This is a genomic window from Paenibacillus sp. NPDC101420, from assembly GCF_050277435.1.
In the GTDB taxonomy this organism is placed as follows: domain Bacteria; phylum Bacillota; class Bacilli; order Paenibacillales; family Paenibacillaceae; genus Paenibacillus_AQ.
The window spans coordinates 1,086,068-1,103,931 of sequence record NZ_JBNNSE010000001.1; the positions used below are offsets into that span (position 1 = coordinate 1,086,068).

9 protein-coding genes and 1 pseudogene are annotated in these 17,864 nt (G+C 43.5%); 5 read left to right on the forward strand and 5 right to left on the reverse strand.

Going from position 1 to position 17,864, the window contains the following annotated elements; all coding sequences use genetic code 11:
- Window positions 1–13: 13 nt before the first annotated feature.
- A complete protein-coding gene (locus tag ACQKMP_RS05035) occupies window positions 14–1,576 on the reverse strand; it encodes an extracellular solute-binding protein (protein WP_042186645.1) in 1,563 nt (520 codons plus the stop codon).
- A 183-nt stretch (window positions 1,577–1,759) separates the two neighbouring features.
- Window positions 1,760–3,277 (reverse strand): extracellular solute-binding protein, encoded by a 1,518-nt coding sequence (locus tag ACQKMP_RS05040; protein WP_427468928.1) that lies wholly within the window; start codon window positions 3,275–3,277, stop codon window positions 1,760–1,762.
- 179 nt (window positions 3,278–3,456) lie between these two features.
- On the opposite strand from ACQKMP_RS05040, the gene ACQKMP_RS05045 reads away from it, so the two are divergent.
- The 5 genes from ACQKMP_RS05045 to ACQKMP_RS05065 all read left to right on the forward strand — a co-directional run bounded on the left by ACQKMP_RS05045 (window position 3,457) and on the right by ACQKMP_RS05065 (window position 10,299).
- Window positions 3,457–5,802, forward strand: coding sequence for a helix-turn-helix domain-containing protein (locus tag ACQKMP_RS05045; RefSeq protein ID WP_379422313.1), 2,346 nt, complete (start codon window positions 3,457–3,459; stop codon window positions 5,800–5,802).
- Window positions 5,803–6,330: 528 nt separating this feature from the next.
- On the forward strand, window positions 6,331–7,047 hold the full coding sequence (locus tag ACQKMP_RS05050) for a rhamnogalacturonan acetylesterase (RefSeq protein WP_427468929.1): 717 nt from the start codon (window positions 6,331–6,333) through the stop codon (window positions 7,045–7,047).
- The gene (locus tag ACQKMP_RS05055) at window positions 7,034–8,134 is read left to right on the forward strand and encodes a mandelate racemase/muconate lactonizing enzyme family protein (RefSeq protein WP_427468930.1); all 1,101 of its coding nucleotides are present in this window, start codon (window positions 7,034–7,036) and stop codon (window positions 8,132–8,134) included. Before ACQKMP_RS05050 ends, ACQKMP_RS05055 begins: the two co-directional genes overlap by 14 nt.
- 17 nt (window positions 8,135–8,151) lie before the next feature.
- The gene (locus ACQKMP_RS05060; protein ID WP_427468931.1) at window positions 8,152–8,994 is read left to right on the forward strand and encodes a sugar phosphate isomerase/epimerase family protein; all 843 of its coding nucleotides are present in this window, start codon (window positions 8,152–8,154) and stop codon (window positions 8,992–8,994) included.
- 144 nt (window positions 8,995–9,138) lie between these two features.
- The gene (locus ACQKMP_RS05065; RefSeq protein ID WP_427468932.1) at window positions 9,139–10,299 is read left to right on the forward strand and encodes a glycosyltransferase family 4 protein; all 1,161 of its coding nucleotides are present in this window, start codon (window positions 9,139–9,141) and stop codon (window positions 10,297–10,299) included.
- Here the strand turns inward: ACQKMP_RS05065 and ACQKMP_RS05070 are convergent.
- The 3 genes and pseudogenes from ACQKMP_RS05070 to ACQKMP_RS05080 all read right to left on the reverse strand — a co-directional run.
- Window positions 10,271–10,735: a DUF2269 family protein gene (locus tag ACQKMP_RS05070; RefSeq protein ID WP_427468933.1), complete on the reverse strand. Its 465-nt coding sequence runs from the start codon at window positions 10,733–10,735 to the stop codon at window positions 10,271–10,273. The genes ACQKMP_RS05065 and ACQKMP_RS05070 overlap by 29 nt on opposite strands.
- Before the next feature lie 148 nt (window positions 10,736–10,883).
- Complete coding sequence (locus ACQKMP_RS05075; protein ID WP_427469213.1) at window positions 10,884–17,255, reverse strand: fibronectin type III domain-containing protein; 6,372 nt, start codon at window positions 17,253–17,255, stop codon at window positions 10,884–10,886.
- Between the two features lie 234 nt (window positions 17,256–17,489).
- A pseudogene (locus ACQKMP_RS05080) lies at window positions 17,490–17,864 on the reverse strand (3-octaprenyl-4-hydroxybenzoate carboxy-lyase); the annotation flags it as partial.

The following is a 17,864-nucleotide window of genomic DNA, read 5'->3' on the forward strand; positions in this document are numbered from 1 at the left end:
TTTCAGCTAGGTTTTATTTCTTATACAATGCGTTGTACTCATCAATAATCTTAGCTCCGCCACGGTTCTTCCAGTTCTCAACTTCTTTTTCGAACCCTGCTTTGTCGATCTGTCCATAGATATATTTATAAGTTGCATCGGTAATAATCTGTTGAAGCTCAACACCTTTTTCTGTGTACGTAGCCGAATCCATCGCAGCTGTTGGATCTGGTACCCCCACCTTGACATTCTCAAGAACCAATTGATCCGCATGAATTCTTCCTGGCAGCGTGTTATAGTTCTCGTACATTCCATTGGTTTCAGCTTCGCCGATAACGCTGTCCTTATATCCTTTTACTTCACGTTCAATCAATTCTTTGTCATCTGTAGCTTTTGCTTTACCGTCTTCAACGGTATAGTGAGTACCCTCGATTCCCCAATACATCAAATTAGCTACTTCTGGGGTCATCATTTGATCAAAGAAAGCAAGAATCTTCTTGAGTTCTGCCTCATCCTTTACAGCAGATTTTGGGAACAAGACAACATTGTTATAGCCTGGAATCATCCATTGAGCATACTTTCCATCTGGACTTGCAACCATACTATGCGCATCCAAAACAGCATCAGGGTTATTCTTAATAGTATCTTTATTGAGGGAATCAATATCTTGCATGGAGCCCCCAATATAGAGTCCACCCTTTCCAGCCTTAAACATATTTACAGCATCTGTTTTACTGGTAGCAGCGAAATCTTGATTAATGTATCCGCCATCACGAGCTTTTTTGAAGAAGTCCATCGTGTCGAAATATTCATCGAATGTAAATTCAGGCGCTAATTTTCCATCCTTCTCTCCCCAGGTGTTCGGTGTTCCGAACCAAGAAGAGACAGTTTTGAAAGCTCCATAGGTCAACTCATTACGGTCAATAATACCTGTAGTATCTTTCTGTCCATTACCGTCTGGATCTTGTTCCGTGAAGGCCTTAGCCATTTCGAATAATTCATCTACATTTGCTGGTGCAGCAAGTCCTAATTTATCAGCCCAGTCTTTTCTGTAAATGATACCTTGACGTGCTAGAGGGCGGCCGATATATAAGGTGTATAGCTTGCCGTCCACTTTCGTGTTATTCAGAATTTCTGGTTTCAATTTACTCAAATTAGGAAACTCGCTTAATAGCGGACCTATTTCCCAGAATTGTCCGTCTTTTATCGCTTCTTTCATCTGAATGAAGGTTGTCTGATTCTTCAAGTACGTCACTTGCGGCAGTGAGCCGGTTGCAAAAGATGAATTAAGTTTTTCTTCATAAGTATCAGCCGGGAAAAATTGATAGGTCAGCTTCGTGTTGGTCAATTTTTCAAGTTCAAGCTTAATCGTATCAGGCGGGGTCTCTGGAATATTTAACGGAAGCATAATCTTAATTTCTGTTGGTCCTGCTTTCACTTCTTCTTTAGGTGCTTCTGTCTCAACCGGCTTAGCAGTGCTCTCACCACTTGCAGTTTCAGAACTTGCTTGATTGTTGTTGTTACCACCACATCCAGCTAACAATGTGCTGAACGCTAACAGTGCCGTCAACAACATGGTGAAGGATTTCTTCTTCATACCATTTTGACCTCCATAATTTGTATTGGTTACGAGTTCCACGTTACATCGTCGGCAAGGTTACGAAAACAATCATTTCCCCATAAAGCCCCGTTCTTAAAGGGATCTGAGCAAATGATTATGGTGATAACACAAAAAAATCCACCGCATCAGCCGCAGTGGATCAAAGATTATCTAACCTATTTACTTTTCTATCCCAAGCTCAGCCTCACCATATTCTTTAATAATCAGATCTCCTCCGCTAGCTCTCCATTTCTCAACTTCCTTCTGGAATCCCTCAGCGGTTATATTGCCTAATATGTAATTGTACGTAGCGTCCACAATGATTGTAGACAATTCCACATTTTTCTCATCATAGGTGGATGAGCTTAAAGACACGGTCGGATCGTCGACCAGAAAAGATTCATTATCTTTACTTAGCAGATCCGCAAGTGAGGTCAATTGCTCCTTCTGAGCTACCTCCATAATGTTCTTATTACTAATATCTGCAATCATCAAAGAATATAACGGATTTACTTCTTGCACCCGCAGTTCTGAGGTTTCCTCGGGAAGAATGATTTTTCCTCCCTCAAGCTTATAATGGCGCCCTTCAAACCCATACATCATTATATTCGCTACATCTTTATCCATGGTTCGATCAAAGAATTCGAGTACCTGGCGGAGTTCATCCTCCGTAGCAATGGCTTTTTTGGAGAAGAGATAGAGTCCATTATAATTGGGTATCGACCACACCTTATATCCTTCAGGCCCTTCGATCCGATTGATTAACGTAAGTTCTGCCTTTGGATTCAAATTCTGAGCTTCAATAGACAGCCGCTTTACATCTGTCATACTGCCAATAAATACACCAGCAATACCATTAATGAACTTATCACGTTGTACTTCTTTGCTCGTTAAGGCGAAATCCTGATTAATAATTTTCTCATCATATAATTTCTTCATGAAATTCATGGTGTTCATATACTCAGCGGTCACAAATTCAGGAACGAATTGATGATTCTCTAGTTTCCAATTATTCGGGGTGCCAAAATACGAACTTAATGTCTTGAATACCCCATACACAAGATCATTTCGATCGACTAATCCGAAGGTATCCTGTTTGCCATTCTGATCTGGATCGTTGTATGTAAATTGCCTCATAACCTCATACAGTTCATCCAGTGTTTGTGGATTATTTAAATGGAGATTGTCGAGCCAATCCTTACGAATAATAACCCCCTGTCTGGAAGAGGGGCGTTCCGTATATAGGCCATAGATCTTACTATCTACAGAAGTCTGCTTAAGAATAGCGGAGTTCAGTTGTTTAAGATTGGAGAACTCCTGAAGATAGGGGCCGATCTCCCAAAAGGCATCCGAACGAATAGCATTTTTCACCAGATTGTAGTCTGAGAATTTTACAAATGTGACCTTTCCCAGGGAATTGGTCGTAAGCGCCGTGTTCATCTTATCCGTGTAGACCCCCTCTGGAACCCACCTTATATCGAGCTTCACACCTGTCAGTCTTTCGATCTCTGCCATAATCTCTTTCGAAGGCTGTTGTGGAAAATGAAGGGGTGCCAAAATTGAGATGCTCGGGGAAGATACTACTGGGCCGGCTTCGGCAGATTCCTTATCGTTGCAAGCGCTTAAAAAAGAGAAGACGAGCATGGTAAATAAGCAGAAATACAGCGTTGCCCTTTTACCCATAGATACTTTAGACATTTCTGTGGCCTCCTAGGTATTGTAAGGATTATCACTCTATATCTTGAAAATTTTACAATTTATAAGCATAATTAGAGCTAATGATTATCACAGAACGAGATGATTATTGTTATTTCATACCAAGTTACATACACTTAGATCAAGTGTCTACTTCTACATAAGTAAAGGTGCTGAGTCCCGTGAGACCATTAAGCTTTCTAAGTAAGCTAACGATGTTTGCCTTTGTTATTAGCACGCTGCCTGTGTTGTTCATCGGTTCTTTTTCATATTTCACATCTTCAAAAGAAATTCAAAAAAACGTTAACAACAGCAAAATGGAATTAATCTTACAAATCACCTCAAATGTAGAACATAAGTTAACAACTGTCAATCAAACATTAAACCAAGTGATCAATTCTAGTGTATTAAAAAAAGCACTAAACAACCCTTTAAATGAAACCGATTTCATTTTATACAATGATTTAAGAAACGAAATTCGCAATATGCAGTCCTTCGATACGAAGCTGGAAGATGTCATCTTATTAAATCAGCAGCAAAATTGGATGATCAAAAATTCTGGTGTTTATCGCTTAAATGAGTACAAGGACCATGCACAGCTCACCAACCTGATGAATATTGCCGAAGATACCTCGTGGATCCTGAACCCGTCCTCCATATTTTACAGTGAGGAAAGCATTAACGTCACAGGCTGTAACTACAGCATTAGTCTTATCAAGAAACTCCCAACCAATAAGCTGCAAAAATATGGGCTCGCCTTAGCTAATATTCCTGTCTGCAGTCTTCAGGATTTCATTAACTCGGATGTACAGCCACTCGATGATATTATCGTTCTGGATAAGACAGGTCGATTCCTGCTCCATCCGGACCGCAACTTGATCGGGAAACCAATGAAAGAAGGCGGATTTACAGAAGATTCTTTCATTACTAATCCATCTAAACTTTCAGGTCAGTTTAAGACCAGGATCCACAAGAAGGATTACTCCGTCACTTACATGCGCTCTCAGATGAATGGCTGGGTCTATCTTTCGGTTACATCCATGGAAAGTTTAACGAAAGAATCCAAAAAAATTAGCCTGTTTACGATATTCGTGTGTAGCTTTATGCTTCTATTGTCTATTCTCTTGGCATGGATCGGTTCAAGACGGATGTACACTCCCATTGAAAGACTACTCAATCAAATGGGCCAACGCAAACCGGACATTAAATCCAGACACACGAATGAATTTCAGATTATTGGAGAACAAGTTCATTCTTTATTCCAATCCAAATCACAGCTTGAAAAAGAAGTCCGTCAGCATATCCAACAGGTGCGTACCTTCTTCCTAATCAATGCTTTCCATGGCAACGTTAAGAAGCGCGATCTGCATGAAGAGCTGGAACAATTCGGCTACCATAAGCAGCTCGAAGAATGGAAGACGATGGCTGTGATTACGTTGTCGATTGATTTTGCCGATGATTCCAGCTATGAGAAAAAAGATCTTAATCTCTTATTATTCGCTGCCCACAATATAATCGAAGAGTTAGTCTGCCCTGAACAACGACTGGCACCAGTAATTATGGATCATGCAGTAGTCGTCTTATTGGGGAGTCCAGACAGTGATACCAAGTCTTTTCACCAGACATTATATTCATTAACGGAGAAGCTGCAGCAGGAAATAAACAACTACCTAAAGCTTCAGGTGAGCATTGGTTTGAGCCTTCCCTTCAACACATTCGATAAATTATCCACTGCTTACAGAGAGGGACTCGAAGCATTGAAGCATCGGATCAAACTTGGTAAAGGTGTCATTATCCAGTATGAAAATATTAACTCTGGCAAGCACTATCTGAATTTGAACTACCCTACTCATAAAGAAAATGACTTACTGGATGCTATCAAATTAGCTGAAACAGATAAAGCAAAAGAACTCATTCATTTGCTCTTCAAATCTATCTTTGCTCATGAGCTTTCACCACAGGAATACCAGATCCCGTTGACGCGCTTACTCAATAATTTACTCATTATGATGCAGGAATCCGGTATTAGCTTAAATCAAATTTATCATGCTAATGGTTCCATATTTGAGGAGCTGCATGACCTCCATACTGTAACGGAGATTGAAGATTGGTTTTGGAGCATGGTCATTTATCCGATGATCAAGATTTTTAACAGCAGACAAAATGCTCAATACCACAACATCTCAGAGAAGATCATCGATTTAATACAACATGATTACGATACAGATCTTACTTTAGAAGAATGTGCTTCACGTCTGCATTATAATGCCAACTATATCAGCAGCGTCTTCCGTAAGGAGACCCAGTACTATTTCAGCGAATATTTAACGATGTACCGATTTAAAATGGCGAAAAAATGGCTGAAGGAAACTGATATGCCCATTAAAGATATTGCAGCCAAATTAAGATATAACAACTCTCAGAACTTCATTCGCTCTTTCCGTAAGCAGGAGGGCATGACACCCGGACAATACCGGGATCACAACGCTGGCACAAAACTTAAATCCACCTTTGACGAATCAATGTAAAAAGAGAGAACTATTGTTCAGGTGGAACAAGCATAAACGCCTTCGGCGTCCTAATATGGACGGCAAGCGTTTAAGCGAGAAATATAAGACATAAAGTATCGTGTGAAACTTATACTTTCTTATATTTTCAAAAAAAGAGTCTCTCTTTTTTCCTAAAATATGTTAACGTGTGCATATAATCTTTTAAGGAGGAATTGGAACATAATGTTGAGCTTCCGTGTACATTCCAATCATGCAGAACAAATCGAGCTCTCTCTGGAAACCTCACTACTCACCCTTTATCCCCTTGCAACGCCTGGGAGACCGCCCAACACAAGCTGAGCTTCACGCCTACTCCTCAGAATCACAGATGACTTCTCTAACACCTCCAACTTTTATATGGACTACAGCAAATGATGCCAGCGTTCTTGTGGAGAATAAGGACGGCATGGTTTAGGGCTTGCTAAAGAACATCCTCATTGCCAGCAATGGCTTTCCCTTTCTGAGAATTGGCTAAGTAAACACCACTACATTCAAGGAGAAGATCCTATGACACCCACATTATTTATCGCGGGAGATTCCACTGCGGCTATCAAAGGCGCTGGAGAAAAACCTATGACAGGCTGGGGAGAATACCTGCAAGGTTATTTTGGGATTTCTGTTCGAATCGAGAATCGCGCCAATAATGGTCGCAGTACCAAATCCTTTATAACTGACGGCCGTTTGGAGGACATCCTTAAAGACTTCAAGGCCGGTGACTACCTCTTCATTCAATTTGGACATAACGATGAGAAAAAAGAAGATCCTTTGCGTTTCACTGATCCCGACACTGAATATCGCCGCAACCTAATTCAATATATTGAAGCTGCTCGGCAGTTAGGCGGGACTCCGGTTTTACTAACCTCTGTAAGTCGCCGCCGCTTCAACTCCGATGGAGAGCTTGACCCGCTTGCTGTAGGCGCTTATCCCGAGGCTATGAAGCAGATAGCTGAAGAAACGCACACACCGCTGCTTGATATTTTCGCAGCTTCACAAGTGCTCTATCGTTCGTTAGGTGTTGAAGAATCCAAAAAGTTATTCATGCATTTGCCTGAAAAAGCACATCCGAATTACCCAAATGGAGTTATGGATGATACTCATTTCTCTGATCAAGGTGCTCAGCACATCGCCAGACTTGTGGTTCAGGCTATTGAACAATCTACTGCCTTACCATTAACAGACTTACAACAACTACTACAAGGAGTGATCACAGATGTCTCTAATTAAAGAAGTTATTACAGAGTACTATCGTATCCCTTTGCCGGAAATCATGGAGGACGCTAAACACGGACTGCACACTCACTTTGAAGTTCCCATTGTCAAAATTAAAACCGATGACGGTCGTGAAGGGTTAGGTTATACCTATACTGGCGGATTTGGCGGCAAAGCGATCTGCTCACTAATTGCGAATGAATTAACTCAGATTTTAATCGGTAAGGATGCTAGCTGTGTGGAAAGTATCTGGGAGCAGATGAACTGGGGAATACATTATGTTGCTCGCGGGGGTCTGGCTAGCTTCGCCATTGCAGCATGTGACATCGCTTTATGGGATTTACGTGCGAAGAAAGCAGATGAACCGCTTTACAAACTTCTGGGTGGCGCAAGCAATGAAGTCAAATGTTATGGCGGAGCGATTGATTTGAATTTCCCATTAGATAAGCTCCTGCGCAACAATCAAAAATACCTAGACATGGGCCTCCAGGCTGTCAAAATTAAACTAGGACAAAAAACATTAGCTGAAGATGTGGAACGAGTGGCAGCGGTGCGCCAATTAATCGGTCCAGATGTAGCCTTTATGGTCGATGCGAATATGAGCTGGAGTGTAGAAAAAGCAATCAAAGCCGCACGAGAGTTTTTGAAATACGATATTCTTTTCTTAGAAGAACCAACGATTCCAGAAGATTACGCCGGCTATGCACGTATCGCAGAAGAGTCAGGCATTGCTGTTGCAGGCGGAGAGAACTTGCGGACATTAACTGAATTTCATCACATGCTGCAATATGGTCATGTCGATTTCCCGCAACCCGATGCTTCCAATATAGGTGGGATTACGGGCTGGTTAAAGGTAGCTCACTTAACACAAGCGTATAACCTTTCCGTCTCCACGCATGGAATGCAGGAATTACATGTTAGTTTGTTAGCCGCTATGCCCAACGCAGGTTATCTGGAAATGCATAGTTTCCCTATCGATCAATACACCACTCGCCCGCTAGTGATTAACAAGGACAATGGCATGGCAATTGCGCCTGAAGTAACAGGCACTGGGGTTACCTTTGACTGGGATAAATTAGCACCACACAAACAACAATACTAATGGGAGCGATCGATCATATGAGTATTCCCCTGCACCTAGGTGTTCGAGCACATGATTTCACACAAGTACCATTGAAGGATTTAATTGAGAAGCTTCAGTTCTATAATTTCGCTCATATTCAGTTTGCACTTAAGAAATCTTTTCCTGACAGCACTCCGAGTCTGACTGCTATAAGCCCTGGAACAGCTAGTTATTACGGAAATGTCTTTAGACAGGCTGGTATTCAGATTGCGGTGCTTGGCTGTTACGTTAATATTGTAGACACCAATCCATACAAACGGGCACAAGCGTTAGCCGAGTTCAATACGCATCTTCGCTTGGCCAGAGATTTCGGCGCCAGTCTAGTAGGTACGGAAACCGGAAGTATGGGACTTGGGTATACCACAGATAATTTTACAGAAGAAGCTTTTCAACAGGTCGTTACTTCGGTAAAGCTAATGGTCGCAGAGGCCGAACGTTTTGGTGTGACGGTAGGTATTGAAGCAGGACTTCATCATCCGCTGTATTCCGCTTCCTTAACTCGCCGACTGCTGGATGAGATTCCTTCTAATAATCTTCAGATCATATTGGATTGCGCAAATCTAATGTCACCTACAAATTACTTGCATCAGGAAGCTATTATTATGGAAGCTTTGAAGCTTCTAGGAAATCGAATTGCCATCATTCATTTAAAAGACTTTATCGTGCAAGATGGAGCCATCAAAATTGTTCCTGTAGGTCAGGGCTGGCTTGAGTTTGAGCCGATTCTCCGTTATATGAAATACGAGCGTCCGCATATTCAGGGCATCTTAGAGAGTACTCCTGAATCGCATCTAAGAGAAAGCATCGCTTTTTTACAGCAGATATATGAAGAAGCTTAAATATAAGATCACATACAAAAAAATCCACTGTACACCTCATTACCGTGTGCAGTGGATTTTTATATTCTGTTTAACATCCGTTTGACCTCCATGAAATAATGGGCTGTTATGATCAAGACATCAAGAGTACCTGGGAGGGGTTCTATGCGTCTTGCTTTATTTACAGACACATTTCTTCCGCAAACGAATGGCGTTTCCCTTACGCTTCAGCGCTTAACCACTCATTTGAACCGGCGAGGTATCGAGCATCTGCTATTTTCGCCGAAATCTGCTCCTGAAGACAGTTATGCCGATCCCATACGTCCCATTACCAGTATCCCCTTTTTCTTATACCCGGAATGTAGACTCGCGCTGCCGAATATGTCCTCCATCCAGTCAGAGCTAAAAGCTTTTCGACCCGATCTGCTTCATTTGGCTACTCCATTCAATATTGGTCTATGCGGCCTTCGCTATGCGCGAAAGCTTGGCCTGCCTCATGTCGCCTCCTACCATACCCATTTTGATCGCTATCTTGAATATTATCGGATGAAAAAAATCGCCCCTCTTTATTGGAAGTACATGAAGTGGTTTCATCGGTCCTGCGATGTTACCTTCGCGCCCTCCAACGAAACACTCGATTCCCTCCAAGCTCAAGGTTTTCAACGTTTGAAGCTTTGGTCTAGAGGCATCGACTGCAATCTCTACACTCCGAAAAAACGCAGCCATCAGGTTCGTGATCGTTACGGAATTACCGCACCGTTACTACTACTATATGTAGGAAGAATCGCCCCTGAAAAAGATATCAACACCCTTGCTCTCGCCATGCAGCAATTGCCCGAGTCTATGCAAGCTCAGGTACATTGGTTAGTTGTTGGAGACGGTCCCTTATTATCAGAGATGCGGGCGCAGGCGCCGCAAAATGTCACGTTTACGGGCTACAAACACGGTGAAGAGCTTGCCCAATTGTATGCCTCAGCTGATCTATTCGTCTTCCCTTCCAGTACGGAAACCTTCGGTAATGTTGTCCTTGAAGCCATGGCCTCTGGACTGCCTGTCCTCGCCGTAAATGAAGGCGGGGTGAAGGATCTGGTTACACCCGGTCGCACCGGAATAATCGCCCCACCTCGTTCCCCGGATGCTTTTATTCGTGAGATTTGTGCATGTATAGAGCAACCCCAAAAGCTGGCTGCTATGGGTTATGAGGGGCGACAGCTGGCGCTCGGCCGCTCGTGGGAGAGCATTTTTGATGGACTCATTCGCGATTATGAAGAGATCATTGAGAATAGACGCTTCGATCTTATACCGGCTTTACTACCATTAATATAATAATGACGATAGTGAGCACATGTACAGCTGCTTCTAACGGAGCGATCTTATTCATAGCGGCGTTGTAGCCTACAGGGATTTCGTCGCCTTCACTCGCCATCACGAGCTGGGTCAGCTTTTTCAATCGAGGCTCAACAAATCCAATAATAATGCCTTCTATTACAATAAAAAATAATAACGAAAGATTGATCCACAACACCGACAAGCCCATTTTATCAATGATCATTAACAAAATGCCTGTAACGATCAGGGTAATCCCACCCGTTTTAGGGAATCTGTTGATTGTCTTCATCATGCCAAATACAAAACGAAGCTGGCTGCCTGTCTTGGCAGAGCTTGTCAGTATTGGCAGCACAAAAGCTGGTCCAATTCCCACTATGGCCGCTATAACATGTATGACTACCACAATCTTAGAGATAATATCCGTCAATTCCATGATTACAATCCTCCCTATCATTCGTTGTTTAGATTCATATGACGATGATAGTGGAAATAGTCTTGCAGAATCCTTTAAATCTTAGATAATCTCAAAAAGCGCCTAGCCGGATATTACCGACGTAGGCGCTTTTTTAACTATTGCTTAATTATTTTACCGAGACTTTCATAACTGTACTTTCACTAACGCCTTGATCATTCATCAGTTCTACCCGGTATTCATAAACACCCGGAGATCGATTCGTGATAGAAGTAGAAGCCGTTTGGGCATTCGGAGTATTTGCTGTTAAAGTCTGTGTATCGATCAGCACTCCATTCTCATACAAGCGATACACTTTGCCGTTCATCCCCCACCATAGATTCATGGTCACTTTATACTCGCCATCACCATCCCAGTTGTCATTAGATAACACTGGCTTACCTGGCGCAGCATCCTTCACTTTAACCACATGAGAAGTAGATACCGTTGTTCCAAAAGAATTGGTTAGCTCAGCCGTGTAGGTGTAGGTACCGTTTTCTTTTCCAGTAATACTAGTCACTGCGGTCTGTGTGGTTGGGGAGTCGTCACGTAAGGTTTGAGTGTCTATTAAGGTACCGTTCTCATATAGCTTGTAGATCGTACCATTGTTGCCCCACCACACGTTCATTGTGATTTGGTAATCACCATCCAAGAGTCCTGTATCCTGCCCATTGTTATTGGATAGAACCGGTTGCCCCGGAATTCCTGTAGCCTTCTGAGGTCCGTTTACGACTATAATTACTTGTTCTGTCGTCGAGAGTCCAGCGTTATTCACAGCTGTTGCGATGAACGTATGTGATCCCGTAAGTCCTTTGAGTGGAATCTCATCTCCATAGACAACTTCTTTTCCATCAAAGGTGATATCCAGACTACGAATACCAGACTCAGGATCTTCTGCTACGACCTGTACCTTCAAGATATCCGATTCACTCATTTGAGTAGAAGGTAAACCCGTTATTGCAGGTGGTGTAGTGTCCTCTGTTTCTACAGGCGAGCCTACATATTGAATTTTTGGCGCCGCTGGTTGTTCCATGCCTTCGCCAAGAAAAAATCCAGGATGCGGAGGTTGATTATAACCCACGTTCTGCCAAGATACTCCCAGTCGGTAGATCGGATCATGCATCAATGTGCGGATACGATAATCTGTCATATCCGTTGTTGTATAGATTCGTAATTCAGAACTGTCCGTTGCTCGCCAGATCACTTCTTCACGCCAATCCCCGAACAGATCCGCCTGCAAGCTTGGATTCGCCTTGGTGCCATTATTAGAAGAGGCCCCAGTTGCCGTCAACAAATTAGCTGTTGTCTGGTTGGTGTAATCCCACTTATCCACTCGATTAGAATCCAGCAATTCCCGCAAAAGATCTCCATCCCACCAAATGCCGAAATTCGTTGAGGAAGGCAGCTTATTCGTGATTAGCTCTCCCTGTGCACTGTATACGCCTGTAACAGGAACCTGCACCTCATTGGTAATCGTTGCAGCCCATACCTCTTCCCCAGCATAACGCGGGTCAATATCTGCTGACATTCCGCGTCCAGTATCAATTCCTGTGAACACACCCCATATGGTTTCCCCTGTAGCTGCATCACGCATTTCAATACCATACTTGGAATCGGTATGCTCATGTACATCAAAGACCTCCAACCCCGGTCTGGTAGGATCAAGATCTCCGAAATGGATCGCATCTCCATGACCAAGCTTTGTATTATACAGTGGCAATCCATCATCATCGATCGCCATCGCGCCGAAGGTTATTTCGTCCTTGCCATCACCGTCTACATCTCCAACAGAAAGGTTATGGTTGCCTTGACCGGCATACTCTCCATATCCTTCATCGTTGGAATCGAAACGCCATACTTTTTCGAGCTTGCCACCACGATAATTGTAAGCTGCAAGCACGGTTCTAGTGTAATAACCACGGCTAAAAATCACGCTTGGCTGTTCACCATCTAAGTAAGCTACGGCGGCTAAAAAGCGGTCCACCCGATTACCATAGGCATCGCCCCAAGCGCCCACATCACCACGCGGCGGATCATAACTAACCGTATCCACTGCCCGGCCTGTTGCCCCTTCGAACACTGTTAAATACTCATTGCCGAGGAGCACATAACCCGAGCTATTGCGATAGTCTGCACTTGCATCACCGATCACGGTACCTTGACCATCAACAGTACCATCTGCTGTCTTCAGCATAATCTCAGCACGACCATCACTGTCCAAATCGTAAACCATGAATGGTGAATAATGCGCGCCAGCACGGATATTAGGCCCTAAATTAATCCGCCATAAACGTGTGCCATCTAGCTTATAAGCATCCATATAGACTAGTCCTGTGTAACCTGCCTGGGAGTTATCTTTGCTGTTCGAAGGCGACCATAACATGATGATTTCGTAGACCCCATCACCATCCACATCCCCTACACTTGCATCCCCTGCACTATACGTATATGGCTGACCGTCTTTGGTGTAATCATCTGCTGGTTTTTGCAAGGGGATAGATAGGTATTGCTTCTGCCATACGCTGAATTCTTCCGAAGCCGCTTTTTCGACTCCATTGATTACTGATGTAATTCTATACTTGGCGTCAGCTGTACCGGAACTGTCAAGATAGTTCGTGCTTTGCGTAATCAACGACTCATTTAGCTTCTCTTCCCCACGATACAGATTGAAACCGATCGATTCCGGGTCCAGACCTAACATCCTCCAGCTGATATAAACACCCGCATCTGTCTTAACCGCTACAGGCGCACGATCCAGCGCCTCCATCTTCCGGTATAGCGTTGTCACCGCTGAGGTTTCCAGCGAAGCGGAAAGATCAGAGATACCGCCTGCATTTACCGAGGCAACTTTGTAATAGTAAGGAATTGTACTTAAAATGGTCGTGTCTGTGTATGAAGCTTCGAATGATTTGCCGATCAGAATGAACTCACCATCCGCGGATTTCGCACGATAAATGTTGAACATCCTTGCATCCGATACCTCATTCCACGTAAAGGTCACATCATTTTTGTTCGTAGATTGTACTGCTAGACCACTAGGTACGGCTGCTTTTGCTACAGATGGATCAATCATAGACACCTTTAAGGCATTGGAGCCTACAGATTCCAGTCCTGTGCTATCGACCGAAGTTACCGTATAGATGTATTCCATACCGATATCCGCAGTGGTATCTGTGTAAAGCGGCTCTGTTGTCTCGCCCAGCAGCTCTGCACTATTCGCAACCGTTGCCTGACGATACACTCGATATTTCAACGCACCATCCATACCATCCCAAGATAGATTAGCTGTGATAGGCTCATTGTTTAAGTCCAGACTAGCCAGTTGCAGATTCGTTGGGGCTAATAATAGAGGTGTGATTTCCAGTCCATTGAGATGAGCCGTTGTGCCACTAAAAACAAGATTCATCTGACCGTCTTTGACAGCGATCTGGTTATACAGCTTCTCAGCAATATTTTCCTTACCTGAAGAGACTGTTCCATAATCTTTGCCTTCAATTGCTACGTTCGTCTTGGTAGAACCAATCCAATCTCCGGTATAGGTCTTAACGGAATAATAACCATTCGGTAAATCAACTTTAAATTCATACGAGCCTCCAAAATAGATCACGAAATCTCTACGAAGAGCATCAGTCGCACTACCGCGATCTCGATCGATCATACCTTCACTTGAGGTCAGACCGTATCCACGCTCTGATGTATAAAGTACGTTCCGATTCACTTCCGTATAACCTGCCGCAACGGGTGAGCCAACAGGTCCAAAATCATAACGATACTGCGCAGATTTCGTAGTCAGCTTCACTTCATTCGAAGGCTGAGACTCACCTAGTCCATTGACTGCAGTCACTCGGACTGAGTAGCTGTTACCTTCTGCCATCCCGCTTAATGTTAAAGTTGGAACAGTGGCTGTTCCTGCCAATGTATAAGCAGATTCAGCTTCTGACGCTAGCTTACGATAGATTTTATAAATATCAGCGCCCTCTACTTTATCCCACTTCAGCACTGCACCTGCATTACTGATACTTCCCGCTACAAGACCTTTTGGTTTTGTAGGCACTGTTTCGGGTTGCTTAATATCCTGTACAAAGCTGGAAAGCGGAATGTTTAATTGCTCAATTCCTTTCGCCAGCAGGCGGGCCATTTGGATCGCTCCATACTCTTGAAAGTGAGTATCGTCTGCCGATCCATTCGGAAAAGCACCATATATCCCTGCATCGAGGTGAAGGAATACAGAGCGTGTAGCTGCAAAACCGATCGAATTGTAATAAGCGACACTTAGCGCGCTAAGATCAACCAAATCCACATGCAGCTCATTGGCTACCTCTTTCATCGCCTGCACATATTCAGGGAAACTCACATTAAATTTTCCCGTGGCAGCATTATAATCTCTGCGCCCCATCGGGGTCACCAGAATCGGAGTGGCTCCTCTTTGTCTAGCACCCTCAACATACGTTTTCAAATAATTTTTGTAATCCGCTGGTGAGGCATACCGATCAGGAACGCTAATCGTTGCGTCATTGTGGCCAAACTGGATAAGGAAATAATCACCCGGCTGTATCTTTCGCAGTACTTCATCCAGCCGTCCCTCTACAATAAATGACTTAGAGCTGCGACCTCCGATTGCGTGATTCTTAAAGGCTACCTCCTGACTAAAGAATTCCGGGATCATTTGCCCCCAGCCAGCCTGCGGTATCCAGTAAGGATCATAAGTCTGCACAGTGGAATCACCCGCAATATAAACTGCAGGCATTTCATTAGCAGGACGATCTGGCTGCTTAGTAATCACAAGAGCATTGATATTAGGCTTAGTGCCAGAGAATACAAAGTTCATTTGACCATCCACCAAAGCGATGTCAAAGTTCATTTCCAAATACTGACCATTTGTTTTACTTGTCTGCTGAACCTTTTGAATGGATTCAACCTTGATGCCAATGTCTGTGTCTCCGGCGCTATCTCCAGCGATAAGTGACACAGTATAATCGCCATTCGGTAAATCCACATTAAAAGTAGTATCCTTAGGTACTACAAAGTCTGATCGCAAAGGATCAGAGGTTCCCCGGTCTACACCAGTTACCTTTGATATATCCGTAAAGCCATATTTGACGGCAGGAGAATAAGATACTCCGGCATCTACCTTAAGATAACCTTCCGCCGCAGCACCTGGGCCAAAATCAAAGGAATATACATTTCCATCTGGCAATGTTACCGGTGGCGTGTATACCAAACTTTCCACTTTATTAGATAACTGGGATTCTCCTTGGACATTAGCAGCTTTTACCCCATAATATTGCCGTTTAGAGGTATCCACTGCTACATCTGTAAATGTCGCCGTCTCCGACTTCCCAATCTCATGGAAGGTTCCATCTGCTGAATCAGACCTTAAGATTGTATAACGGGTAGCTCCCGCCACGTTGTTCCAACTTAGCTGAACAGAACTCGCACCCACGCTGACAATCGAAAGGCCCGTTGGTACTGCCGGAACCTCTGCCCCCGGAATTTCATCTACCGTCACAGGTGCACTCAAAGCAGACTCCTCACCGCTGCCTTTAACAGCAGACACATTATAAATGTAGCCACTGCCTTCATTTACGTCTGAATCCACGTAGCTGTTAGCAGTAACTTGAGCTACCGATTGAATAGTCCCGCTAGGAAGCTCTGTCCGATATATATTGTAATAGACTGCTTCTGTCACGCTGCTCCACCCGAGAGAGACCGCAGTGGGCGAGAGATTCGTAACCGCTAAGCCCTCAGGAGCCTGCAGTGGACCCGGCACGATTTGCTGAATCATAAGTCCATTTAAATACCCGCCAACCCCTTTACCCGTGATGCCAACGGTTAGTTGACCGTCTTGGACAGTCGTGCGGTAGGTGGCTTGATTTACAGCCTGCTTGCTGCTTATTGAACCGGCCGTTATTCCTTCCAAGGTAATCGTAGTTTTAGTTGTACTTGTACCTGCCAATAAATCTCCTGAGAATACAGTCACATCGTAATCCCCATTAGGAAGATCCACTAGAAAGGCGTAGGACAATCCCAGTACAAAATCATTAGTCAGTTCATCTCCGCCCGAGCGATTTCTCGAAGCAACCGCCTGATCTAAACCATATCCTAGCTCCTTCGTATACAACTTTGATTCATGCACAGCTGTATAACCACTCATTACAGGACTTGTTGCCGTTCCAAAATCATATCGCAAAGTTATTGGACCTGAATCCGCACTGGCTGGTTGCACTCCAAATGTTGTAGAGGGAAATAGAGATGAACAAATGAAGACCCACGACAATAACACAATAAGTATTTTATTCCCCATTTTATTTCTCTTCATCTTCCGTGCTTCACCCGCTTTCTTATGATTGAAAGAACTTAGTACGTATCTGGCCCCGTTGTAGTAAACGCTTACAATAAGTTTCATTGTCATTCGTTCTTCAAATATAAGTTCACTTCGTGCGCGTATCCCCTCCTCCTTGCTCAGACACTTTTCTGGATAATTATTTCCAGATGCACTCATATCCAACACGATACTACCACCTAAGTTTCACTATGAACATTTAAAAAACAGAGTTTATCATACACTAAACCGTTCAAATCACTCGCCTATAGTTATAAAATCCTACGATTTCGTGACAAGCTGGGACATAAAACCCAGAATACACCTATACATTTTTAATTTCATATGAGTAAATCATTTCAAAAAACAGCAAAAAGACCTCCTTGGTTTCCCAAGAAGGTCTTTGAGTTATGGTTAGATCTTACCGTTTAAGCTCCCACCTGGAGCAAACAATCGTTCGATATGCTTTTGAACCGCTGGATCCGGAATTAATGGTGGCGCTTGATGAGGTTTTACACGCGCATCAATAATCACGTTATCACATGACCAATGCTTATACTCCGTTGAACTGTTCACGCCATATATATCATGTGAAGGATTGCTGCGTGTGAACGTCGCCCATAGGAAATTCTCAATTCTATCACTTAAGAACTCGCTGTCATCACACACAATAATCATCGGACAAGATGGGAGTGCTCCCTGTTCTTGAATCGCTTCGCTAAGCTTGTTCATTTCCTGCGCTGCTTCAGCGTAAGTAGTGAATTTAGAGCCTTGAAGCGCCACGAGACC